The sequence below is a fragment of the Cupriavidus sp. 8B genome (assembly GCF_054589115.1).
Genome location: NZ_BAAILO010000161.1, coordinates 33,250 through 54,965 on the forward strand (window position 1 = coordinate 33,250; position 21,716 = coordinate 54,965).

Here is a 21,716-nt window from a genome sequence, read left to right on the forward strand (position 1 = left end):
GTAAGGCAATGCCCCACAATCTCAATAAGACTCTGAAAGAATTCAAGATCGGCCCGTCCGGCAAGGGCCAGTTCTACTCCCTGCCGCAACTGGGCAAGGCACTAGGCGTGGCTGTCGAACGCCTGCCGGTATCGATCCGCGTCGTGCTGGAATCCGTGCTGCGCAACTGCGACGGCAAGAAGGTCACCGAGGAGCACGTCAGGCAGCTCGCCCACTGGAAGCCCGTCGCCGACCGTGTCGACGAGATCCCGTTCGTGGTCGCGCGCGTGGTGCTGCAGGATTTCACCGGCGTGCCCTTGCTGGCCGACCTGGCCGCCATGCGTAACGTGGCCGAGAAAATGGGCCAGAACCCGAAGAAGATCGAGCCGCTGGTTCCCGTTGACCTGGTGGTCGACCACTCGGTGCAGATCGACCACTTCCGCGAGAAGAACGCGCTGGACCTGAACATGAAACTGGAATTCCAGCGCAACAATGAGCGCTACCAGTTCATGAAGTGGGGCATGCAAGCCTTCGATACCTTTGGCGTGGTGCAGCCGGGCTTCGGCATCGTGCACCAGGTGAACCTGGAGTACCTGGCCCGCGGCGTGCACAAGAAGGACGGCGTGTACTACCCTGACACCCTGGTCGGCACCGACAGCCACACCACCATGATCAACGGCATCGGCGTGGTGGGCTGGGGCGTGGGCGGCATCGAGGCGGAAGCCGGCATGCTGGGCCAGCCGGTCTATTTCCTGACGCCCGACGTGGTTGGCGTGGAACTGAAGGGCCGCCTGCGCGAAGGCGTGACGGCGACCGACCTGGTGCTCACCATCACCGAAATGCTGCGCCGCGAGAAGGTCGTCGGCAAGTTCGTCGAGTTCTTCGGCGAAGGCACGGCCAGCCTGGCATTGCCGGACCGCGCCACCATTGGCAACATGGCACCGGAATACGGCGCCACCATGGGCTTCTTCCCGGTCGACGAGAAAACCATCGATTACTTCAAGGGCACCGGCCGCACCGAAGAAGAAATCGCCGCCTTCGAAGGCTACTTCCGCGCCCAGAAGATGTTCGGCGTGCCCAAGGCCGGCGAGATCGACTACACCAATGTGGTGACCCTCGACCTTGGCTCCGTGGCGCCGTCGCTCGCCGGCCCCAAGCGCCCGCAGGACCGCATCGAGATCGGTAACGTCAAGTCCACCTTTGCCTCGCTGTTCGCCAAGCCGACCGCCGAGAACGGCTTCAACAAGGACATCGCGGAACTCGACAAGACCTACACCACGACCGACGGCTTGAACGTGAAGAGCGGCGACGTGCTGATCGCCGCCATCACGTCCTGCACCAACACCTCCAACCCGAGCGTGCTGCTGGCAGCCGGCCTGCTGGCCAAGAAGGCGGTGGAAGCCGGCCTCACGGTGGCGCCGCACATCAAGACGTCGCTCGCCCCTGGCAGCCGCGTGGTGACGGAATACCTGCAAGCCGCCGGCCTGCTGCCGTACCTGGAAAAGCTGGGCTTCGGCGTGACCGCCTACGGCTGCACCACCTGCATCGGCAACGCCGGCGACCTGACGCCGGAACTGAACGAGGCGATCACCAAGAACGACCTGGTGGCCGCCGCCGTGCTGTCGGGCAACCGCAACTTCGAAGCGCGCATCCACCCGAACATCCGCGCCAACTTCCTGGCCTCGCCGCCGCTGGTGGTGGCCTACGCCATCGCCGGCAACGTCACGCGCGACCTGATGACCGAGCCGGTCGGCACGGGCAAGGGCGGCCGCGAGATCTACCTGGGCGACATCTGGCCGACCTCGGAAGAAATCCACGCGCTGATGAAGTACGCGATGGACTCGAAGGTGTTCAAGACCAACTACGAGCAGGTCAAGAAGCCGAGCAAGCTGTGGTCCCAGGTCAAGGGCACCAAGGGCCAGGTCTACGACTGGCCCAAGTCCACCTATATCGCCGAGCCGCCCTTCTTCGAGGCCTTCGGCATGGAGCCGGCCGCCACCCAGTCGAGCGTGCGCAACGCGCGCGCGCTGGGCGTATTCGGCGACTCCGTGACCACCGACCACATCTCGCCGGCCGGCTCGATCAAGGAATCGTCGCCCGCAGGCAAGTACCTGCTTGCCAACGGCGTGCTCAAGGCGGACTTCAACAGCTACGGCTCGCGCCGCGGCAACCATGAGGTCATGATGCGCGGCACCTTTGCCAATGTGCGCATCAAGAACCTGATGCTGCCGGTCAAGGCCGACGGCTCGCGCGTGGAAGGCGGCGTCACGCTGCACCAGCCTTCCGGCGAAGAAATGTCGATCTACGACGCCGCCATGAAGTACATCGCTGAAGGCACGCCCACCGTGGTGTTCGGCGGCGAGGAGTACGGCACGGGCTCGTCGCGCGACTGGGCGGCCAAGGGCACCCAGCTGCTCGGCGTGAAGGCCGTCATCACGCGCAGCTTCGAGCGCATCCACCGCTCCAACCTGGTCGGCATGGGCGTGCTGCCCCTGCAGTTCAAGGGCAGCGACAGCGTGCAGACGCTCGGCATCACCGGCAACGAGACCTTCGACATTGAAGGCATCGAAGGCGAGCTGAAGCCGCAGCAGGATGTGACGCTGGTGATCAACCGCGCCAACGGCGACGTGCAGCGCGTGCAGGTGCTGCTGCGCATCGACACCCCGATCGAGGTCGACTACTACAACCACGGCGGCATCCTGCCGTTCGTGCTGCGTCAGTTGCTGGCCGCCTGACCGGCAAGCCCTGGGCCCTTCGGGGCCAAGGGGTGACGCCGCTGGCTGTGCGCCTCTTTTGGAGGCCATGGCCAGCGGCGTTTTTCTTTGTGGCGCCATCCGCGCTGGCCCTAAAGCGCATCAGCCGTCGCTTGTACCGGGCTTACCCCAGGTGTTGGCCAGTGTAAGTTCCACGCAAGCCTGCCCTGCCAAACTGGCCTGCATCCACAAAGAAAACGCCTTGCGCGGGACAGCCATGTCGGCCAGCCCCGCCAGAAACGCACAGGAGACACCATGGCAAAGATTTTCATCGCATTCGTCGTCATTGCCGGCGCGGCACTGTATATGCTGTCCAAAGGCGGCGACATTTCGATGGGCGGCGAGCAGCACGGCGTGGAAACCCACGCGCCAGAGGCTGCGCAAACGCCCGCGCAGAAGTAAAACCCTGGCGGATCCGCTGCTGCGCGGACCGGCCTGACGCAATGCAATACAGCCGCCCGGCGCCTGGCGGCTTTTTTTGTCAACGCAGCGAGTAGAATACCGTTTTACCGAAAAACGGATGATTTCGACTTATGGCAGGTTTTCGCCCCAAGGCTTCCCAACGTCTTTCGCCTGACGCCGAGCGTCTGGTGGCCGATGCGCTTGCGCTCGATGCCTCGGGCAGCCGCATGGAAGATGGCTACTGGGAGCGGCGTCTATCGCAGCGCCTGGGCCGGCTCCTGAAGAACGGCAGCCAGTCCGCGCTCGACGCAGCGCTCGAACACCTGTTCAAGCACAACGCCGACGCATCCGACGTGCTTGCCGAGCAAGCCGAGACCCTGGCCGAATCGGCTACCGTCGAAATCGACGGCGTCAGCTATGACGCCCTGCTGATCGCCGCGCCCATCCTGGCCCACACCCGCTACGCCATCCCGTCCGGCGCGCTCAAGCCCGAGCTGACGCAGACGCTGGCCGTGCACATGCAGGCGCATGTGCTGGCGGCCAACACCAAGATGGCGCTGTCGCCCTACCTGTACAGCATCGACCAGCTGCCGCGCACGCACAGCGACACCTTTGCCCTGACCTACAAGCTGGTATCGGCCGCCATGGCTGGCACCACGCCCAAGGTCGACCTGCGCGACCTGCCGGAAACCGCGCCGATCCTGGCCGATCCGCGCTACCTGCTGGCCGTGGTGGTGGCGCCGCACGAGCAAGCCCTGTTCCGCTGGCAGGAAGACGCCAAGGAGCACCATGCCGAGCGCAGCGTGTGCCTGGAGCAATGGCGCACGCAGGTGCAGCCCTCGATCGCGCTGCTGATGCCCGGCTGCGAGTTCGACCTGCTGCTGCCGGACGCCTTCTTCCTGTCCTGCCGCGAATCCGACAAGAGCATCCGCCCGCTGACCGTGCGCGCCGCCGTCAACTACCTGTGCGGCACGCTGGACGTGCCCGCCGGCCAGATGGCGGCCGTGGTGGCGGCATTTGGCGAGGAGGAAGTCGAGGAATACCGCGTGGGCTTCACCATGCGCGGCGAGAAGGATGTGATCTACGGCATCGTCTGGCCGGTGTACGGCCGCGAGTCCGGCGAGATCGACGCCAGCGAGAAGGACAACCCGCTGGAGCAGATCTGCGAAGAACTGCGCAATGCCGGCGTGGAAGACATCTTCCGCCACGCCGCGCTGTTCGACCCCGAGTATTGCGAAGACTGCGGCACGCCGCTTTACGCCGACCGCTCGGGCGAGATCGTGCACGCCGAACTGCCGGAAGACGCACCCACGCAGCAGCCACTGTTCCACTAGGCGTGTTCCACTAAGCGCTGCGTTGCTTCGCCCTGCCTGACCGACGGCCCGCCTTGCGCGGGCCGTTTTTCATTCAGCCGGCGCAAGGCGGGCTGACGCAGCGCCACAGCGCATGGCCGGACGCCGCGTACTTGCGCTCGAACGGCGTGATGGCCTCGGCCGGCTGCCACAGCTCGACCTGTGCCGGCCGGCCAACCAGCGCCAGCGCCTGGGCGAACTCATCGATATAGACCTGCCAGTTGCTGCGGCACTCCAGGTAAGCGCCGCACGCAGCCAGCGCCGGAAACACCGCATGCCCCTGCCAGCGCCGCCCCAGATGGCCGATCTTGGGCCATGGGTTGGGATACAGCACGTAATGGCGATCCACGGCGACGCGATCCGCCTGCAGTATCCGCCAGACGTCGACCAGGTCCGCACGCGCCCAGGCGAAATTGGCCGGCATCGGGCCGTCCCACCAATCCTTGCCCCCGGTCAGCCGCTTTTCCGACTGATCCACGCCGATCACAAAGTGCCCGGGGAACGCCGTGGCCAGGCGCAAGGTGCTCTCCCCCACGCCACAGCCGGCATCCAGGATCAACGGGGCCGCCCCGGCCTGCTGCCATTGCTGCAATGCAAGATCCAGCGCGCGCCGGCTCGGCTCGCCGATGGGCTTGCGAAAGGGCTCGGCCAGGTGGCGGGCCACGCGCGCCGCGAGGTGGTCGTGGACATCGGCCTGGGCCGAGGTGATGGTGCGGGAGTTGGCAAACATGGGCGGGATTCTACCCGGCTGCCGATCGATGCGGGATCGCCCGGGCTTGCGGTTTTGGCAACAGCCATGGACAAATGCCATCCACTGCGGCGAGCATAAGGATATGACGTCGATGTCGCACGCAGATGTCGTTTTAACGGCACAATGCGGGCAACCGGGGTGGCAAGCGGGCCGGCCAAGCGTGGCCCGCCACCCCATCTGAGAACCCGCCGCCGCCATCCCATCCTGGCGACGGCCCGTACGAGGAGCGCATCCCGATGACCGCCACACGCCGCACACGCCACCCCTACAGCCTCACCGCCATGATGCCGCGCCGCGCGCTGCTGCAGGCCGGCGCCGCGCTCGCGCTCGGCAGCGCCGCGCTGATGCTGTTGCCCGCCGGTGCGGCGCAGGCCGAAGACCTGCGCATCGGCCTGTCCGCCGATGTGACCTCGATGGATCCGCAGTGGAACAACGCCGGCCCCAACAATGCCATCGCGCTGCATATCTTCGAGTCGCTGGTGTTCATGGACAAGAACGCCCGCTTCATCCCCGGCCTGGCGCTGTCATGGAAGCCGGTCAACGCCATCACCTGGGAAATCAAGCTGCGTCCCAACGTGAAATGGCATGACGGCACGCCGTTCACCAGCGAAGACGTCAAGGCCTCGCTCGAGCGCCCCGACAAGCTCACCAACAGCCCGGGCTCCTTCACCAGCTACACCAAGCCCATCGCGCGCATCGACACGCCCGACCCGCTGACCGTGCGCCTGACCATGAGCGTGCCGAACTACGCCAACCTGGCCAACGACCTGAACAGCGTGCCGATCATGCCGAAGAAGGTAGCGGCCACGCTAAGCCAGGCGGACTTCGATTCGGGCAAGGCGATGATCGGCACCGGTCCGTTCAAGTTCGTGCGCTTCGCGCGCGGGCAGGAAATTGTGATGGCGAAGAACCCCGACTACTGGGGCCCGAAGCCGGAATGGGATCGCGCGATCTTCCGCATCATCACGGACAACGGCGCGCGCAGTGCGGCGCTGCTGTCCGGCGACGTCGACGTGATCGAAAGCGTGCCGTCCGCCGACGTGGCCAAGCTCAAGCAGAACCCCAAGTTCCGCATCGAGCAGCAGGTCTCGTGGCGCACCATCTTCTGGCAGATGGACCAGTCGCGCGACAACCCGCCCTTCGTCACCGACAAAGCCGGCAAGCCGCTGGGCAAGAACCCGTTCAAGGACGTACGCGTGCGCGCCGCCATCAGCAAGGCACTCAACCGCGACGCCATCGTCAGCCGCATCATGGAAGGCCTGGCCGTGCCGGCCTCGTCGATCGTCTCGCCGCAGATCTTCGGCCATCCCGGCACCAAACCCGATGCCTACGACCCCGAAGGCGCCAAGAAGCTGCTGGCCGCGGCGGGCTATCCGGATGGCTTCGGCCTGACGCTGCACGCCACCAACAACCGCTACCTGAACGATGCCGCCGTGGCACAGGCCACCGCCAGCATGCTCACGCGCATCGGTATCCAGACCAAGGTGGAGACGCTGCCGGTAGCGGCGTACTTCACCCGCGCGCGCCAGGGCGACTTCGCATTCGAGATGCTGGGCTGGGGCTCGGCAGCGGCCGACGTGGCGCTGCGCTCGATCACCGGCACGCCGAATCCCAAGACGGGATACGGCACGTGGAACTGGGGCAAATACAGCAATACCCAGCTTGACCAGCTGATCGAAAAATCGCTGACCACGGTGACCAGCGACAAAACGCGCGAGGAGAACGCACGAACCGCAGCCAAGTTCGCGCTGGCCGATCACGCCATCATCCCCTCGCACAGCCAGCTGGCGATGTGGGCGATGCGCAAGGACCTGAAGTACGAAGCCCGCACCGACGAATGGTCGCTGGCGCAGTTCTTCCACAAGCAGTAAGAGGCGTCTCACGATGCAGCGCTGGGTTTCGAACCCGGCGCCCCTTGCTACCTGGCCGCTTGAATCAGATCCGCAAGCCGTCTTCCTGGTTTGCGTTCGCCGCCCGCAATTTCTTCACCCAGTCGCGCGCCGGCAAGCCGGTGGTGTCCTCCACCACCTTGGCGCGCACCTCCAGTACATCCCACGACACATCGATCGCCGGCCCGTTGAAAGCCAGGGCAATGACATTGCCGTCATGCACTTCGGGAAACACCAGCACGCGGTTATCGAATGCCTCGCAGATCCGCACGATGTTCTTGGGAAAGCTGTCGTGGTCGCCGAACAGGTTGATGGTCATCACGCCCGGCGCCTTCAGCACGCGGCGGCAGGCCTTGTAGAAGGCGGTGGTGTCCAGCACCGGTCCGCGCGCGGTGGCGTCGTAGAGATCGACCTGCAGGACATCGAGGGCGCCGGTGTGCGCGCCGTCCATCACGTAATCCCAGGCATCCTGCTCACGCACGGTAAGGCGCTCGTCATCCTCGCGCAGGCCGAACATGCTGCGCCCGGCCACGATCACGGAAGGATTCAGCTCCACGGCAGTCACGCGCGCGCGGTTGAACTGGCGATGGCAGAACTTGGTCAGCGCGGCCGCGCCCAGGCCCAGCTGCGTCACGTGGAAATCCGGTGCCGACGGCGACAGGAACAGCAGCCACGCCATCATCTGCTGTGCGTACTCCAGTTCGATGGCATCGGGCTTGCGCAGACGCATAGCGCCCTGCACCCATTCGGTGCCGAAATGCAGGTAGCGCACGCCTTCCATTTCAGAAAAGGTCACCGGCGCGAAACGCGGGGTCATGCGCTTTTCCTCGCGCTGCGCGGCTTGCGCGCCTCGTGCGCCGCGTGCGCCGTCAGGGCTGCGCGTGCCGCGCGCAGGACGGCGCGAGGCCACGGCTTCAATCGATTTACGTTTGAGAAGAGTCATGGTGGTCAGAAAGAATACGTATAGGCGTGCCGCCCGCCTGGGCGGCACGTAAGTCGGTTCGGGCCGATCCGGGATCAGGCTTTGCCGAGCGCGCCCTGGGCACGCTGCAGCCACTCCCGGTTGTGCTCGCGGGCGTGGCGCGGCCAGTGCTTGCCGTCGTGCACGATTTCCGCGTAAAGCGCGTGGGCGCGATCGCGGTCGGCCGGCTCCCCGCGTGTCGTCAGCCAGTCGGCAAACAGGCAGCGCGCGGCGGCATCGCTGGCACAGGTCAGCGCCTGTTCGAATGCGGCCCGCGTGCCGGGCGCATCCGACGCGGCCAGCGCGCGGGCGTACAGCAAGGCAGGGTCGGCTTGCTGGCGGGCCTGGGGCTGGGAGGCGAACAGCCGCTCCAGTGCAGCCGCGGCAGCGGCATGGCCGCCGGTGGCGAACTGCGCGCGCGCCAGCCCCAGCAGCAGCGCCGGGTCGGTGGCGAACGGCCCGCTGGCAGCGGCTTCATAGTGTTCCAGCGCGGCCTTGGGCTCGCCGGCCTCGAGCAAGGCGGCGCCCAGGCGCATGCGGTGATCGACGGTGGGCGCGCGGTCGAACGCGTCGCGCGCCTCGCGCACCGCGCGGTTGGGGTCGACCAGTTGGCCAATGGCGCGCTTGGCGGCCCGCGCGCCGCGCGTCTGGCGCAGGCCGGGCAGGTAGATGGCAAAGAAATACACCACGCTGCCCAGGCCCGGGAAGGCGAACAGGAGCAGCAGCCAGTACATGTTCTGCTGGGTGCGCACCGCGTGCACGGCGAAGAACACCGCGATGATGACGTGAAAACCAATTCCTAGATACGGCATTGTCTATCTATCCTGCAAAGCGTTAGCCGGCGGACTCTCCACCGGCATGCATGGCCGCGATTGTGACAGAAGTGGGCGGCGTGCCTGATGCGGCATGCTACTTGCTACTGTCACAAATGCCTTTTACGGTAAGGTTGTTTTTGCGTTTACCTTCCGGGCTGACCTTCCGGGCTTACCTTACCAAAACCCGAGACGCCCCTTCCATCCAGGCCCTCCACGACAAAGGATCCGCAGATATGAGCTACATCCACTTCATCGGTGGTGAAAAAGGCGGCGTCGGCAAATCGCTCGTCGCCCGCCTGCTAGCCCAGCATTTTATCGACCGGAGCATGCCGTTCCTGGGTTTCGATACCGACAAGTCGCATGGTGCGCTGCTGCGCTTCTATGCCGACTTTGCCGCGCCCGCCGTGCTGGACAAGCACGATAGCCTGGACCCGATTATCGAGCACGCCGTCGAAGACCCGCAGCGGCGCATCCTGGTCGACCTCGCGGCCCAGACGCAGCACTCACTAGCAAAATGGATGGATGATGCCGACGTGCTGGCGCTGGCCGAAGAGCATGGCCTGACGCTCACCTGGTGGCACGTCATGGATGCGGGCCGCGATTCCGTCGACCTGCTGCGCCAGTGGCTCGACCAGTTCGGCGGCCGCATCAAGCTGGTGCTGGTCCTCAATGAAGTCCGCGGCGATCGCTTCGAGATCCTGGAAGCCTCGGGCGAACGCGCCCGCGCGCAAGCGCTGGGCGCCAGCGTGATGACGCTGCGCCACCTGCCCGATACGACGATGCAGAAGATCGACCAGCAAAGCACCAGCTTCTGGGCCGCGGTCAATCATCCGGATCGCGCCGCCACCGGGCTCGGCATGCTGGAGCGGCAGCGCGTCAAGGTCTGGCTGAACCGGGCCTATGGCGAGATGGCGACGCTGGCGTTGTGATGCGGAAGAACTGGCGGCCGGGGCACCATCGCTGCCCCGGCCGCTGTCGCCGAAGATGCGCGCGCCACGGCGCCAGCTCGTGCTGCCCCGGGGCTACGTAGCCCCCTGAATCCCAGCCCCGGCAGCCTCCAGTCCAGCAAGCGCCTGCTGCGTCAGCATCGGCTCGCCGTTCACTGCACGGGCGATCAGGGCATCAGGCTCCGCCACCGGGATTCCCTGCGCCTGGTACCACGCGTCGTCGTAGTAGGTGTGGCTGTAGCGTTCGCCGCTATCGCACAGCAGGCTGACGATAGCCCCCTCCTCACCCGCCGCCGCCGTCCGCTCGGCCAGATACAGCACACCGACGAAATTGGTGCCTGTCGAGCCGCCCACGCGACGCCCGAAGCGCCCGGCCAGATAGCGCATCGCGGCAAAGGACAAGGCATCGGGCACCTTGAGCATCGCATCGATACACGTCGGAATAAAGGAGCGTTCGACACGCGGGCGGCCAATGCCCTCGATCCTCGATCCGACATCCAGGCTCAGGCGGCTGTCCGCCTGGCCCGCCAGCGTGCTTTTGAAATAGTCGAAAAATACGGAGTTCTCCGGGTCGGCGCAAAGAATGCGGGTTCTGTGTCGACTGTAGGCTACGTAGCGGCCCAAGGTTGCGACGGTGCCACCGGTACCGCCGCTGGCAACAAGCCACGTCGGAACCGGGTGTTCCTCGTCAGCCATCTGCTTGAAGATCGACTCGGCGATATTGTTGTTGGCGCGCCAGTCGGTAGCACGCTCCGCATAGGTGAACTGGTCCATGAAATGGCCCCCGGCTTCCACCGCAATACGGTGCGACTCCGTATAGATGTCTGATGGATTGCCAACCAGGTGGCAGCGCCCGCCATAGAACTCGATCGCTTCGATTTTCGCCCTTGAAGTGCCCGCCGGAATCACAGCTACGAAGGGCAAGCCGAGCAGCCTGGCAAAGTAGGCTTCGGAGATGGCCGTCGAGCCGCTGGACGCCTCCACTACCGTGCCTCTCTCGTTCAGCCAGCCATTGCAAAGCGCGTAGAGAAACAGCGATCTCGCCAGGCGATGTTTCAGGCTGCCGGTCGGATGACTGGATTCATCCTTGAAATAGAAGCGGATGCGCGGATAGCCCGGCAGGTCCAGCGGGATCAGGTGCGTATCGGCGGAACGGTTGAAGTCGGCTTCGATCTTGCGAATCGCTTCGCGGGTCCAGTCTGAGCGTGGCATGGGAACCTTCACCGAAATGACTGCGAACAGAACAACTGCCTTGGGCGCCCGGACTATCTCATGGCGCGTCGATTGGCATTTCGAGATTTCGATCATAGACTGCCGAGCGGCGCTGCGGCAATTTACTCCCCCTCAAGAACCTCATGGACTAGGGACGGGGAGTCAATCGCCAAATGCCTGCACATCCAGATCAGGACGTACGCATTTACGACAGAAGCCTGCGCCACAAAGCGAGCTTCTGCTCGAAATTGCGCGCCGCATGCGCCGGGCTCGATGAGGGCAGCACGACCGTCTCATAGCCTGCCGCCGCGAACTGCGCGGCGAAACGACCCGACGTACCGCCGTTGAAACCGACGCGGCGCAACTCGGGCGCCAGGGCATGCAGGCGCGCGAAATCGTTGGCCTGCGGATAGCGGATATTGGAGTCCAGGCTGCCCTCGCGCACGCAGGCGCCGAGCACATCCCACACGCCGATGCGGTGGGCTAGCAGCCGCACCAGCCGATCTGCGTAAGGCAAGTCAGGCAGCGGCTCGCCGGTCAGCGCACCCAGCAGTGGCCAGAATTGGTTGCGCGGATGCGCGTAGTACTGCTGCGCCGCGAGCGACGCGGCACCGGGAAAGCTGCCCAGCACCAGCACGCGCGTGTGCCGGTCGATGACCGGAGGCAGGCCTTGCTGGAGATCGGGGGCGAGAATCGGGGGGGATGCGGGGGATGGGACTGGCATGGAATGAGTGGACTTGGCCCGGGGGAGGACAGGCGCCTGTGCAGCTTGTGTGCGTTAGCTTGCTGCTGGCGCCCGCCCTCTCCCCCGGCCCTCTCCCACAAGTGTGGGAGAGGGGCGCAAACCAGCTACGCTTACGCCAGCAGCTTGTTGACGCGCTGCACGTAGATCGACGGATCTTCCAGCGTGCCGCCCTCGGCCAGCAGGGCCTGGTCGAACAGCACGTGCACGCGATCGCCGAAGGCGTCGTCCGTGGGGCCGGCTTCCACCAGCGCGCGCAGCTTCTTCACCAGCGCGTGGTCGGGGTTCAGCTCCAGGATCGGCTGGGCGTCGGGCGCCTTCTGGCCGGCCTGCTTCAGCAGGCGTTGCAGGTAGCCGCTCATGTCGCCTTCGTCCGACACCAGGCACGATGCCGACTCGGTCAGGCGCAGCGTGACGCGCACGTCCTTGGCCTTGCCATCCAGCACAGCCTTGGCGCTTTCCAGCACTGCCTTCCAGTCGCCTTCGGCTTTCTCCTGCTCGGCCTTCTCGTCGGCGTCGGCCAGCGCGCCCAGCTCCAGGTCGCCGCGTGCCACCGAGACCAGTTCCTTGCCATCGAACTCGCGCAGGAAGGACAGCATCCATTCGTCCACGCGGTCCGTCAGCAGCAGGACTTCGATGCCCTTCTTGCGGAACACTTCCAGGTGCGGGCTCGACTTGGCCGCGGCCCAGCTATCGGCCGTGACGTAGTAGATCTTGTCCTGGCCTTCCTTCATGCGGCCCACGTAGGCAGCCAGCGCCACGCTCTGCTCGGCGCTGTCCTGATGCGTGGAAGCAAAGCGCACCAGCTTGGCAATGCGCTCCAGGTTGGCGGCGTCTTCGCCCAGGCCTTCCTTGAGCGCCTGGCCGAACTGTTGCCAGAAGGTGGTGTACTTGGCGCGTTCGGCTTCGTCCTCGCTGTCGGCCAGCGTCTCCAGCATCGACAGCACGCGCTTGGTGCAGCCTTCGCGGATGGCCTTCACGTCGCGGCTTTCCTGCAGCAGTTCGCGCGAGACGTTGAGCGGGAGGTCGGCCGAATCCACCACGCCCTTGACGAAGCGCAGGTAGGCCGGCAGCAGTTGCTCGGCATCGTCCATGATGAAGACGCGCTTCACATAGAGCTTGAGGCCGGCCTTATGGTTGCGGTCCCACATGTCGAACGGCGCGCGTGCCGGCACGTACAGCAGCTGGGTGTATTCGCTGCGGCCTTCGACGCGGTTGTGGGTGTAGGCCAGCGGCGCTTCGTTGTCGTGCGCGATGTGCTGGTAGAAGGCGGTGTACTGCTCTTCGGTGATGTCCGACTTGGAGCGGGTCCACAGCGCGCTCGCCTGGTTCACGCTCTCCCACTCGCCGGTGGTCTTGTAGGCGCTGGTCTCGGCATCCCACACTTCCTTGGGCATGCGGATCGGCAGCGAGATATGGTCGGAGTATTTCTGGATGATGCCCTTGAGCTTCCAGGCCGAGAGGAAATCGTCCTCGCCTTCGCGCAGGTGCAGCGTGATGGTGGAACCGCGCTCCGCGCGGTCGATGGCGTCCACCGTGAACTCGCCGTCGCCGGTGCTTTCCCAGCGCACGGCTTCGCTGGCGGGCAGGCCGGCGCGGCGCGTTTCCACGGTGACCTTGTCGGCCACGATGAACGCCGAGTAAAAGCCCACGCCGAACTGGCCGATCAGGGCGGCGTCCTTCTGCTGGTCGCCGGAGAGCTGCTGGAAGAATTCCTTGGTGCCCGAGCGGGCGATAGTGCCGAGGTTGCGGATCGCCTCGTCGCGGCTCATGCCGATGCCGTTATCGGTGATCTTCAGCGTGCGCGCCTTAGCGTCGGCCTCGATGCGGATCGCCAGGTCGGCGTCGTTCTCGAGCAGGGCCGGGTTGGCAATCGCCTCGAAGCGCAGCTTGTCAGTGGCGTCGGAAGCATTCGAAACCAGCTCGCGCAGGAAAATTTCCTTGTTGCTGTACAGCGAGTGGATCATCAGGTGCAGCAGTTGCTTCACTTCCGCCTGGAAGCTCATCGTCTCGTGCGGTGCGGTCATGGTTCTCCTCTTAACAATCTTGGATAACTTTGGCTGATCTGGCCGATCTGGCCACATCTGGGAATCTGGGCCATGTGGCGGGCCGGCGCCCCGGGGGGCAGCCAGCCGCCGTCAGGCCGGTGACCCGAAACATAGGGGCATCCGGCCGCTTTTCAAGACATGACCGGCCTAGCGCCGCTCCAGTTGGCGCGCCAGGAAGTCCAGCATGGCGGGGTCATGGCTGCTGGCCACATTGAAGCGCATCCAGCCGGACGGCATCTGGGAAGGCGAAAACAAGCTGCCGGGGGCGAACAGGTAGCCCTCCTCGTGCCCGGCGACAGCAATGGCGTTGGTATCGCGCCCCGTGTCCGCCCACAGGTACATGCCGGCGTGCTGGCCGGGAAAGAGCGACAGGCCCATCCGCTCGATGGTGCGCCGGGTCTCGTCGCGGGCGCGGTCGAGCCGGTTGCGCACCCGCTCCACGTGCTTGCGGTAGTGGCCTTCGGTCAGCACCTTGTAGAGCACGCGCTCGTTGATCTCCGGCGAGGCCAGGCCGGCCAGCAGCTTGCTGTCGGTGAGGCTGGCGACCAGCTCCGGGTGGGCGGCGATAAAGCCCACGCGCAGGTTGGCGGCCAGCGTCTTGGAAAAGCTGCCCAGGTAGATCACCCGGCGCAGCTGGTCCAGGCTGGCCAGCCGCGTGGCGGAGTGACCCGGCGGGCACAAGTCGCAATAGATGTCGTCCTCGACGATCAGCAGGTCGTACTGCTCGGCGAGGCGCAGCAGCTGGAAGGCCTTGGCGGCCGACAGGGAGGTGCCGGTGGGGTTGTGCAGCACCGAGTTGATCACCATCAGGCGCGGCCGGCGCGCCTGCAGGATGCGCTCCAGCGCCTCCAGGTCCGGCCCCTCGGCGGTGTAGGGCATGCCGATCAGCTGCGCGCCCTGGGCGGCGAAGCGGCCAAACATGACGAACCAGGCCGGGTCGCCCACCAGCACGGCGTCGCCGGGGCGCAGGTAGAGCCGGGCGATCAGGTCGAGCGCCTGCGTGATGCCGGAGGTGAGCACGATCTGCTCGGGGGTGGCGCCGATCTCCAGCTCGGCCAGGCGGTTGCGCAATTGCTGGCGCAGCGGCAGGAAACCCTGCGGCGTGCCGCTGGCCAGGAAATGGCCGCCCGGCTGGCGGCCCAGCCCGCGCAGCGCGCTGGCGATCAGGTCGCCGTCGAGCCAGTCGTTGGGGAGGAAGCCCATGCCTGGCGATTTATGCGGCTCGGTCGAGTGGAACATGCTGCGCAGCAGCCAGGTCACGTCGATGTTGCGCGCGCCGGTCGAGACCGGGGCTACCGCCGTGACCTGCGGCGTGCGCTCGCGCACATAGAAGCCGGAGCCACGGCGAGAATCCAGGTAGCCCAACGCCACCAGCCGCTCGTAGGCCTCGACCACGGTGAAGCGCGAGATGCCCTTTTCCTGCGCCAGCTGGCGGATCGAGGGCATGCGCATGCCGGCGCGGAACACCCGCTCGTCGATGCGCAGCCGCGCCCATTCGGTCAGTTGCTCCACCAGCGTCATCTGCGCCGAGGGCACCGGGTCGGGCATGCGCTCGGTGGGAGGCGGCATGACCAGGCGCAATGACCGCACCTGTTCGCCAGCCTGGGAGGCCGCGCCGTCCTGCTTGCCTGCCCCGGCTCCTTTATCCTTGAGCCCTGGCGCAACCGGTTCCCTGCTGTTCATGCCTTGCTCCCGCCACTGTACTGAGAATGTTCTGCATAACTGTATCGGTACTGTACCGACAACCTTGTCTACCATCAACACACAATGCCAATAGCCCTCGACCATCTCGTGATCGCCGCCCCCACGCTTGAAGCGGGGGCGCAGCATGTCGCCGACGCGCTCGGCGTGGCGCCCCAGCCGGGCGGCGCCCACCCTGGCATGGGCACCCACAATGGCCTGCTCGGCCTGTTCGGCGGCATCTACCTGGAAGTCATCGCCATCGACCCCGAGGCACCCGTCCCCGCCCGGCCGCGCTGGTTTGGCCTGGACACCGAGGCGGTACAGGCCCGCCTGCGCCATGGCCCCTTCCTGATGCACTGGGTAGCGCGGGTGGAACGCCCGACCGACCTGTCCCTGTGGCAATCGCAATACCCCAGGCGCATCGCACCGGTCATCCCGATGACCCGTGGCGATCTGCGCTGGCGCATCACCGTGCCGGAAGACGGCAACCTGCCCTCGTGGCCGGCTGACGATGCCGATGGCGCGGACCGCCCGGCGACGCCGGGCGACGGCATCCTCCCCACGCTGATCCAGTGGGATGTGTCGACCCACCCTTCGTCCCGGCTGCCGAACCAGGGCCTGGCGCTGCGCACGCTGCGGGCACGCCATCCGCAGGCGGCCCGGCTGGCCGAGGCCACGCAATGGCTGGGGGGTTGTCCGATCACCCTGGAGGCTTCCACCCTCGCGGAACTGAGCGCGGAAATAGAAACGCCCGACGGTGTGCGCACGCTGCGCTGAACCCGGCTCCGTACGCCGCAGCGAGCAAGCCACAAACAAAAAGCAGCAACCACAAGAACAACCGCCAAGGAGACCCTTTGATGTCCGCCACCCGCAAGCGCTTCGACGACAACGCCTACCTCGGCAGCTGCACCGCCACCGTGGTGGCCGTGCACGCTGACGGCATCGAGCTCGACCAGACCGTGTGCTACGCGCGCAGCGGCGGCCAGGCAGGCGATACCGGCACGCTCAAGCTGGCCAACGGCGCCACCATCGCACTGCTGGAAACGGTGTACGCCCCGGACCGCAGCCACATCCTGCACGTGCCGGCGCCGGGCGCCGCGCTGCCGGAGCCGGGCGACATCGTTGCCGTCACCATCGACTGGGAGCGCCGCCACCGGCTGATGCGGCTGCATACCTGCCTGCACCTGCTGGGTTCGCTGATCCCCGTGCCGGTGACCGGCTGCGGCATCTCGCCCGACTCGGCGCGCATCGACTTCGACCTGCCGGAATCCACGCTCGACAAGGCCGTGCTCACCGAGCAGCTCAACGCGCTGATCGGCGCCGACAGCCGCGTGCAGGTGGACCGCATCACGCCCGAGCAGCTCGCCGAGCAGCCCGAGCTGGTGCGCACGGTGGGGGCCGCGCCGCCCGCGGGCAGCGGCATCATCCGCATCATCGACATCCCCGGCGTGGACCGCCAGCCTTGCGGTGGCACCCATGTGGCGGCCACCGGCGAGATCGGTGCCGTGCTGGTGACCAAGATCGAGAAGAAGAGCCGCACCAACCGCCGCGTGGTCGTGCAGTTCGCTGCGTGAGGGAGCAGGACGACACATGGATCCCGCTCTGCTCACCGGGCTGTCGGCCGCCCAGTTCGCCGCGCTGCTGTCGCTGATGGCCGTCGGTGCGTTCACGCCCGGCCCCAACACCACCATCGCCGCCGTCACGGGCGCCAACTTCGGCCTGCGCGCCACCCTGCCGCACTGCGTGGGCGTGGCGTTCGGCTTTGCCAGCATCCTGGCGCTGTGCGCGGCGGGCGTTGGCGCGCTGATCCTGGCCAGCCCGACGCTGGCGCTGCTGGTGCATGCCGCCGGCGTGCTCTACCTGCTGTGGCTGGCGCTCAAACTCGCGCGCAGCACCGTGCTGTCGGACAAGCAGGTGCTGCGCCCGCTGTCGGCGTGGCAATCGGCAGTGCTGCAGTACGCCAATATCAAGGCATGGATGCTGGCGCTGGCGACGGCCGCCTCGTACATGGCCGGCGCGCAGTCGCCGGTGCATCGGGCCTTGCTGGTCTGCGCAGTGTTCGGCGTGTTCGGCTTCGTCAGCAATGGCGTGTATGGCGTGATCGGCGCCACGCTGCGGCAATGGCTGCAGGTAGGCCACCGCATCCGCTGGTTCAACCGTGCAATGGGCCTGGCGCTGGCACTCACGGCGCTGTGGATTGCGCTGGCCGGCCGGCCCACCCTGCACTAATTCAAACACCATGGCTGGCAAACCCGCCTCTGTCCGGCCTATCCATGGCGCGCCTGCCGACGCCCACAGCGGTGGCATGCTGCTCGGCTTTATCGGCGTGGCCGTGTTCAGCCAGACCTTGCCCTTCACACGCATGGCGGTGGCCGAGCTGGACGCCACCTTCGTCGCGCTCGGCCGTGCCGTGGTGGCGGCGCTGCTGGCGCTGGCGCTGCTGTGGCAGCGTGGCGCGTTTGCCAGCGGGCGCCGGCCCCGGGGCGGCCAGTGGTGGCGCCTGGCGGTGACCTCGCTGGGCGTGGTGGTGGGCTTTCCACTGTTCTCCTCGCTGGCCATGCGTGAAGTGCCGGCCGGCCATGGCGCCATCATCACCGGCCTGCTGCCCCTCGCCACCGCGGTCTTTGCCGCCTGGTTTGGCCGCGAGCGGCCGTCGCCGGCGTTCTGGCTGTCGGCCGCCGCCGGCAGCGCGCTGGTGGTCGCCTTTGCCCTGTGGCAGGGCGCTGGCGGGCTGCAGCATGCGGACTGGCTGCTGTTCGCGGCGATGGTGCTGGGCGCGCTGGGCTATGCCGAAGGCGGCAAGCTGTCGCGCGAGCTTGGCGGGCTGGAAACCATCAGCTGGGCGCTGGCAGTGGCGCTGCCGCTGTTGTTGCCGGTAGTGGCATGGCTAGGGTTGCAGCACGCCGGCCAGATCGCCGCCGCCTCGCCGCGCGCCTGGATCGGCATGGGCTATGTTTCCGTATTCTCGATGTTCATCGGCTTCCTGTTCTGGTATGCCGGCCTCGCAAAAGGCGGCGTGGCGCGCGTGGGGCAGATACAATTGCTGCAGCCGTTCCTCACGCTGGCGGGCGGCGCCCTGCTGCTGGCCGAGCCGCTCGATGCGGTCACGCTCGCTTTTGCGGTGGCGGTGATCGGCGTGGTAGCCCTTGGCCGCCGTACCGCCGTGCGCAGCGCCCCCTCGGGCTCCCTGCCCGCGCCCGCCGTCGAAGAACCCCACCCCACCCCGTTGGGACGATCCCACTGACTGGAGACCCTATGTCCGTCTATGACACCCTTGCCCGCCTCGGCATCGAACTGCCCAACGCCGGTGCGCCGGCCGCCGCCTACGTCATGGCCGCGCAAACCGGCAACACCGTGTTCCTTTCGGGCCACATCGCCCGCAAGGATGGCAAGCCCTGGGTAGGCAAGCTGGGCAAGAACCTGGGCACCGAAGACGGCAAGGCCGCAGCGCGCGCCATCGCCGTGGACTTGCTGGCCACGCTGCACACCCACCTGGGCGGCGACCTGAACCGCGTCACCCGCATCGTCAAGGTGATGAGCCTGGTCAACTCCACGGAAGACTTCACCGAGCAGCACCTGGTGACCAACGGCGCGTCGGAGCTGCTGGCGGAAGTCTTCGGCGAGGCCGGCAAGCATGCCCGCAGCGCCTTTGGCGTAGCGCAGATCCCGCTGGGCGCCTGCGTCGAGATCGAGATGATCGTCGAAGTGAAGTAAGCGAAAAAGAAGCAAGAAAGCAGTGTGATGTGAATTGAAATAAGGCTAGGGACCGGGGGATTCCCCTCCCCCTGCCGCCGACCCATTGAAGGCACCTCCCACCGATGCGCATCGACAACCTGCCTTTCGGCACCACCGACTGGTCTGACATCACCCCGACCCGCCACCCCGGCGACACCGGGGAAGCCCTCTGGCGCACCCGCCAGTTCGGCGACATCCGCGTTCGCATGGTGGAGTATTCTGCCGGGTATCTCGCCGATCACTGGTGCACAAAAGGGCACATCCTCTTTGTACTGGAAGGCGAGCTGCATACCGAGCTGGAAGACGGCCGGCATTTCGTGCTCCGCGCGGGCACGAGCTACCAGGTCGCCGACCAGGCCGAGCCGCACCGTTCGTCCACCCCGACCGGGGCGCGGCTTTTTATCGTTGACTGAGTCGAGCCAACTCGACTCCCCACACACCAAGAGAACATCATGAACTGGGCCATCTCCCGCCGGGCGCAACAGCTGACCAGCTCGGCTATCCGCGAAATCCTGAAAGTGACCGAGCGTCCGGAAGTCATTTCCTTCGCCGGCGGCCTGCCGTCGCCGGCTACGTTCCCGGTAGCGGCCATGGAACAAGCGGTGGCCCGGATCTTCGCCGACAACCCGCAGGCCGCACTGCAGTACGCCGCCACCGAAGGCTACATGCCGCTGCGCGAATTCATCGCCAAGCGCCATAACGTGGACGTGGAGCGCGTGCTGATCACCACCGGCTCGCAGCAAGCGCTGGACCTGATCGCCAAGGTGATGATCGATCCGGGCAGCCCGGTGCTGGTGGAAACGCCCAGCTACCTCGGCGCGCTGCAGGCCTTCTCGCTGTTCGAGCCGGAATTCGTCTCGGTGCCGGGCGACGACAAGAGCCTGCTGCCCGAAGCCCTCACGCCCGAGCTGACCGCCGGCGCGCGCTTCCTCTACGCGCTGCCCAACTTCCAGAACCCCACCGGACGGCGCATGCCGCTGGAGCGCCGCCTGGCCCTGGTGGCCCGCGCCCGCGAGCTCGGCGTGCTGCTGGTCGAGGACGATCCCTACGGCGAGCTGAGCTATAGCGGCGACCAGCTGCCGAGCCTGCTGTCGATGAACCCCGACGGCGTGATCTACATGGGCTCGTTCTCCAAGATCCTGGCCCCCGGCCTGCGCCTGGGCTATGTGATCGCCCCGCCCGACCTGCATTTCAAGCTCTGCCAGGCCAAGCAGGCTTCTGACCTGCACACGCCCAGCTTCACTCAGCGCCTGGCCTATGAAGTGGTGCGCGACGGCCTGCTGGACACGCACATCCCGACCATCCGCACCCTCTACGCAGCGCAGTGCCAGGCCATGCTGGATTCGCTCACGCGCCACATGCCCGAAGGCGTGACCTGGAACGCGCCCGAAGGCGGCATGTTCATCTGGATGGAGCTGCCCGAGGGCCTGGACAGCATGGAGATCCTGCAAGAAGCAGTCAAACGCAATGTGGCCTATGTGCCAGGCGCGCCGTTCTACGCCAGCAACCCGCGCCGCAATGCGCTGCGCCTGGCCTTTGTCACGGTGGCGCCGGAGCGCATCGAGCAAGGCGTGGCCATCCTCGGCACGCTGTTCCGCGAAGCCATCGCCAAGCTCGCGCCGCAAGCCAAGGCTGCCTGAGCGTCGCTTGAGCGACACGCATGGCACGGATACGCCTCCCGGCTAATACCGGGCTGGCGGGCTTCATGGCAAGATAACGGCCATCGCCCGTCAGTCCGGGCCGCGAACGCGCATGCAGTTGCGCATGCCCGGCCCACGCCTTAAGGAGAAGGTTTTCGTGCTGCGTATCTGGGGTCGACTCTCATCGATCAATGTGCAGAAAGTGGTCTGGTGCGCGCGCGAGCTGCACCTGGACCACGAACGCATCGACATTGGCGTCAGCGAGGGCGACCTCGACACCGAGGCCTATGTCCGGCTCAATCCCGACCGCAGCATCCCGGTGATAGAGGATTTCCGCGGCACCGACGTGGGCGGCGAGCCCTTTGTGCTGTGGGAGTCCAACGCTATCGTGCGCTACCTTTGCGCGCACGACGGCGAGGATAGCCTGTGGCCCGGCAACGTCAAGGCGCGCGCGCTGGCCGACCGCTGGATGGACTGGCAGACCAACGCCTTCAGCCCGGCCATGGTCGACGCGTTCCGCCACCTGGTGCGGCTACCCGCCGAGCAGCGCGACCCCGACCTGATCGCCCGTTCCCTGGAACGCACCGAACCGCTCGCGGCCCGGCTCGACGAAGCCCTGGCGCAGCGCGAATTCATCTGCGGCGACCGTTTCACCATGGCCGACATCCCGGTTGCCTGCGCCGCGCACCGCTGGCTGGGCCTGCCGGCGGCGCACCAGCCTCGCCCGCACCTGGAGCGCTGGGCAGCGGCCATGCGGGCGCGGCCTGCCGCCCGCACCATCCTGACGCTGCCGCTGGTCTGAGCCGC

The 21,716-nt window shown here is 66.5% G+C and carries 20 protein-coding genes; 13 read left to right on the plus strand and 7 right to left on the minus strand.

All coding sequences use genetic code 11. The features are described 5' to 3' along the window. Window positions 1-8 precede the first annotated feature (8 nt). The 3 genes from acnA to ACYP5B_RS15930 all read left to right on the plus strand — a co-directional run bounded on the left by acnA (window position 9) and on the right by ACYP5B_RS15930 (window position 4,468). Window positions 9-2,714, plus strand: a complete 2,706-nt coding sequence (gene acnA, locus ACYP5B_RS15920; protein WP_459570357.1) for an aconitate hydratase AcnA — start codon at window positions 9-11, stop codon at window positions 2,712-2,714. Between the two features lie 273 nt (window positions 2,715-2,987). After that, on the plus strand, window positions 2,988-3,134 hold the full coding sequence (locus tag ACYP5B_RS15925) for a hypothetical protein (protein WP_400096711.1): 147 nt from the start codon (window positions 2,988-2,990) through the stop codon (window positions 3,132-3,134). 131 nt (window positions 3,135-3,265) lie between these two features. Then, on the plus strand, window positions 3,266-4,468 hold the full coding sequence (locus ACYP5B_RS15930) for a DUF2863 family protein (protein WP_267603836.1): 1,203 nt from the start codon (window positions 3,266-3,268) through the stop codon (window positions 4,466-4,468). Between the two features lie 73 nt (window positions 4,469-4,541). On the opposite strand, the gene trmB is transcribed toward ACYP5B_RS15930, so the two are convergent. Further along, window positions 4,542-5,216 (minus strand): tRNA (guanine(46)-N(7))-methyltransferase TrmB, encoded by a 675-nt coding sequence (trmB, locus tag ACYP5B_RS15935; RefSeq protein WP_459570358.1) that lies wholly within the window; start codon window positions 5,214-5,216, stop codon window positions 4,542-4,544. A 257-nt stretch (window positions 5,217-5,473) separates the two neighbouring features. Here trmB and ACYP5B_RS15940 point away from each other — a divergent pair, with 257 nt between their 5' ends. Then, complete coding sequence (locus tag ACYP5B_RS15940; protein ID WP_400096713.1) at window positions 5,474-7,108, plus strand: ABC transporter substrate-binding protein; 1,635 nt, start codon at window positions 5,474-5,476, stop codon at window positions 7,106-7,108. Between the two features lie 64 nt (window positions 7,109-7,172). On the opposite strand, the gene ACYP5B_RS15945 is transcribed toward ACYP5B_RS15940, so the two are convergent. Together ACYP5B_RS15945 and ACYP5B_RS15950 are read right to left on the minus strand one after the other, a co-directional pair. Further along, window positions 7,173-8,069, minus strand: a complete 897-nt coding sequence (locus tag ACYP5B_RS15945) for a spermidine synthase (protein ID WP_400096714.1) — start codon at window positions 8,067-8,069, stop codon at window positions 7,173-7,175. A 74-nt stretch (window positions 8,070-8,143) separates the two neighbouring features. Further along, the gene (locus ACYP5B_RS15950) at window positions 8,144-8,899 is read right to left on the minus strand and encodes a tetratricopeptide repeat protein (protein WP_400096715.1); all 756 of its coding nucleotides are present in this window, start codon (window positions 8,897-8,899) and stop codon (window positions 8,144-8,146) included. A 236-nt stretch (window positions 8,900-9,135) separates the two neighbouring features. On the opposite strand from ACYP5B_RS15950, the gene ACYP5B_RS15955 reads away from it, so the two are divergent. Beyond that, window positions 9,136-9,831, plus strand: a complete 696-nt coding sequence (locus ACYP5B_RS15955) for a P-loop NTPase family protein (RefSeq protein ID WP_459570359.1) — start codon at window positions 9,136-9,138, stop codon at window positions 9,829-9,831. Window positions 9,832-9,924: 93 nt separating this feature from the next. On the opposite strand, the gene ACYP5B_RS15960 is transcribed toward ACYP5B_RS15955, so the two are convergent. The 4 genes from ACYP5B_RS15960 to ACYP5B_RS15975 form a co-directional block, all read right to left on the minus strand. Next, window positions 9,925-11,061 (minus strand): PLP-dependent cysteine synthase family protein, encoded by a 1,137-nt coding sequence (locus ACYP5B_RS15960; protein ID WP_400096732.1) that lies wholly within the window; start codon window positions 11,059-11,061, stop codon window positions 9,925-9,927. Window positions 11,062-11,266: 205 nt separating this feature from the next. Beyond that, a complete protein-coding gene (locus ACYP5B_RS15965) occupies window positions 11,267-11,785 on the minus strand; it encodes a DNA-deoxyinosine glycosylase (protein ID WP_400096717.1) in 519 nt (172 codons plus the stop codon). Window positions 11,786-11,916: 131 nt separating this feature from the next. Next, complete coding sequence (htpG, locus tag ACYP5B_RS15970; RefSeq protein ID WP_400096718.1) at window positions 11,917-13,830, minus strand: molecular chaperone HtpG; 1,914 nt, start codon at window positions 13,828-13,830, stop codon at window positions 11,917-11,919. Window positions 13,831-13,998: 168 nt separating this feature from the next. Further along, window positions 13,999-15,420 carry a PLP-dependent aminotransferase family protein gene (locus ACYP5B_RS15975; RefSeq protein ID WP_400096733.1) on the minus strand — a complete coding sequence of 474 codons (1,422 nt, stop codon included), beginning with the start codon at window positions 15,418-15,420 and terminating at the stop codon, window positions 13,999-14,001. Between the two features lie 198 nt (window positions 15,421-15,618). Between ACYP5B_RS15975 and ACYP5B_RS15980 the strand changes: the two genes are divergently transcribed. From ACYP5B_RS15980 to ACYP5B_RS16015, 8 genes are all read left to right on the plus strand, one after another. Further along, window positions 15,619-16,311 carry a VOC family protein gene (locus ACYP5B_RS15980; RefSeq protein ID WP_459570360.1) on the plus strand — a complete coding sequence of 231 codons (693 nt, stop codon included), beginning with the start codon at window positions 15,619-15,621 and terminating at the stop codon, window positions 16,309-16,311. Between the two features lie 80 nt (window positions 16,312-16,391). Next, a complete protein-coding gene (locus tag ACYP5B_RS15985) occupies window positions 16,392-17,108 on the plus strand; it encodes an alanyl-tRNA editing protein (RefSeq protein WP_459570361.1) in 717 nt (238 codons plus the stop codon). Window positions 17,109-17,124: 16 nt separating this feature from the next. Continuing rightward, window positions 17,125-17,763 carry a LysE family translocator gene (locus tag ACYP5B_RS15990; protein WP_267603849.1) on the plus strand — a complete coding sequence of 213 codons (639 nt, stop codon included), beginning with the start codon at window positions 17,125-17,127 and terminating at the stop codon, window positions 17,761-17,763. 10 nt (window positions 17,764-17,773) lie between these two features. Beyond that, window positions 17,774-18,778, plus strand: a complete 1,005-nt coding sequence (locus tag ACYP5B_RS15995; RefSeq protein ID WP_459570362.1) for a DMT family transporter — start codon at window positions 17,774-17,776, stop codon at window positions 18,776-18,778. A gap of 11 nt (window positions 18,779-18,789) precedes the next feature. Next, window positions 18,790-19,248 carry a RidA family protein gene (locus ACYP5B_RS16000; protein WP_318234776.1) on the plus strand — a complete coding sequence of 153 codons (459 nt, stop codon included), beginning with the start codon at window positions 18,790-18,792 and terminating at the stop codon, window positions 19,246-19,248. A gap of 104 nt (window positions 19,249-19,352) precedes the next feature. Beyond that, window positions 19,353-19,682 (plus strand): DHCW motif cupin fold protein, encoded by a 330-nt coding sequence (locus ACYP5B_RS16005; RefSeq protein ID WP_043348099.1) that lies wholly within the window; start codon window positions 19,353-19,355, stop codon window positions 19,680-19,682. Between the two features lie 39 nt (window positions 19,683-19,721). After that, complete coding sequence (locus tag ACYP5B_RS16010) at window positions 19,722-20,909, plus strand: aminotransferase-like domain-containing protein (protein ID WP_400096722.1); 1,188 nt, start codon at window positions 19,722-19,724, stop codon at window positions 20,907-20,909. A 157-nt stretch (window positions 20,910-21,066) separates the two neighbouring features. Beyond that, window positions 21,067-21,711 (plus strand): glutathione S-transferase family protein, encoded by a 645-nt coding sequence (locus ACYP5B_RS16015; protein WP_400096723.1) that lies wholly within the window; start codon window positions 21,067-21,069, stop codon window positions 21,709-21,711. The last annotated feature ends 5 nt before the right edge of the window (window positions 21,712-21,716 follow it).

Bases quoted from the DNA above. Each gene is read 5' to 3' on its own strand.
- acnA (WP_459570357.1), top strand. From the start codon at position 9: ATGCCCCACAATCTCAATAAGACTCTGAAAGAATTCAAGATCGGCCCG.
- ACYP5B_RS15925 (WP_400096711.1), top strand. From the start codon at position 2,988: ATGGCAAAGATTTTCATCGCATTCGTCGTCATTGCCGGCGCGGCACTG.
- ACYP5B_RS15930 (WP_267603836.1), top strand. From the start codon at position 3,266: ATGGCAGGTTTTCGCCCCAAGGCTTCCCAACGTCTTTCGCCTGACGCC.
- trmB (WP_459570358.1), bottom strand. From the start codon at position 5,216: ATGTTTGCCAACTCCCGCACCATCACCTCGGCCCAGGCCGATGTCCAC.
- ACYP5B_RS15940 (WP_400096713.1), top strand. From the start codon at position 5,474: ATGACCGCCACACGCCGCACACGCCACCCCTACAGCCTCACCGCCATG.
- ACYP5B_RS15945 (WP_400096714.1), bottom strand. From the start codon at position 8,069: ATGACTCTTCTCAAACGTAAATCGATTGAAGCCGTGGCCTCGCGCCGT.
- ACYP5B_RS15950 (WP_400096715.1), bottom strand. From the start codon at position 8,899: ATGCCGTATCTAGGAATTGGTTTTCACGTCATCATCGCGGTGTTCTTC.
- ACYP5B_RS15955 (WP_459570359.1), top strand. From the start codon at position 9,136: ATGAGCTACATCCACTTCATCGGTGGTGAAAAAGGCGGCGTCGGCAAA.
- ACYP5B_RS15960 (WP_400096732.1), bottom strand. From the start codon at position 11,061: ATGCCACGCTCAGACTGGACCCGCGAAGCGATTCGCAAGATCGAAGCC.
- ACYP5B_RS15965 (WP_400096717.1), bottom strand. From the start codon at position 11,785: ATGCCAGTCCCATCCCCCGCATCCCCCCCGATTCTCGCCCCCGATCTC.
- htpG (WP_400096718.1), bottom strand. From the start codon at position 13,830: ATGACCGCACCGCACGAGACGATGAGCTTCCAGGCGGAAGTGAAGCAA.
- ACYP5B_RS15975 (WP_400096733.1), bottom strand. From the start codon at position 15,420: ATGCCGCCTCCCACCGAGCGCATGCCCGACCCGGTGCCCTCGGCGCAG.
- ACYP5B_RS15980 (WP_459570360.1), top strand. From the start codon at position 15,619: ATGCCAATAGCCCTCGACCATCTCGTGATCGCCGCCCCCACGCTTGAA.
- ACYP5B_RS15985 (WP_459570361.1), top strand. From the start codon at position 16,392: ATGTCCGCCACCCGCAAGCGCTTCGACGACAACGCCTACCTCGGCAGC.
- ACYP5B_RS15990 (WP_267603849.1), top strand. From the start codon at position 17,125: ATGGATCCCGCTCTGCTCACCGGGCTGTCGGCCGCCCAGTTCGCCGCG.
- ACYP5B_RS15995 (WP_459570362.1), top strand. From the start codon at position 17,774: ATGGCTGGCAAACCCGCCTCTGTCCGGCCTATCCATGGCGCGCCTGCC.
- ACYP5B_RS16000 (WP_318234776.1), top strand. From the start codon at position 18,790: ATGTCCGTCTATGACACCCTTGCCCGCCTCGGCATCGAACTGCCCAAC.
- ACYP5B_RS16005 (WP_043348099.1), top strand. From the start codon at position 19,353: ATGCGCATCGACAACCTGCCTTTCGGCACCACCGACTGGTCTGACATC.
- ACYP5B_RS16010 (WP_400096722.1), top strand. From the start codon at position 19,722: ATGAACTGGGCCATCTCCCGCCGGGCGCAACAGCTGACCAGCTCGGCT.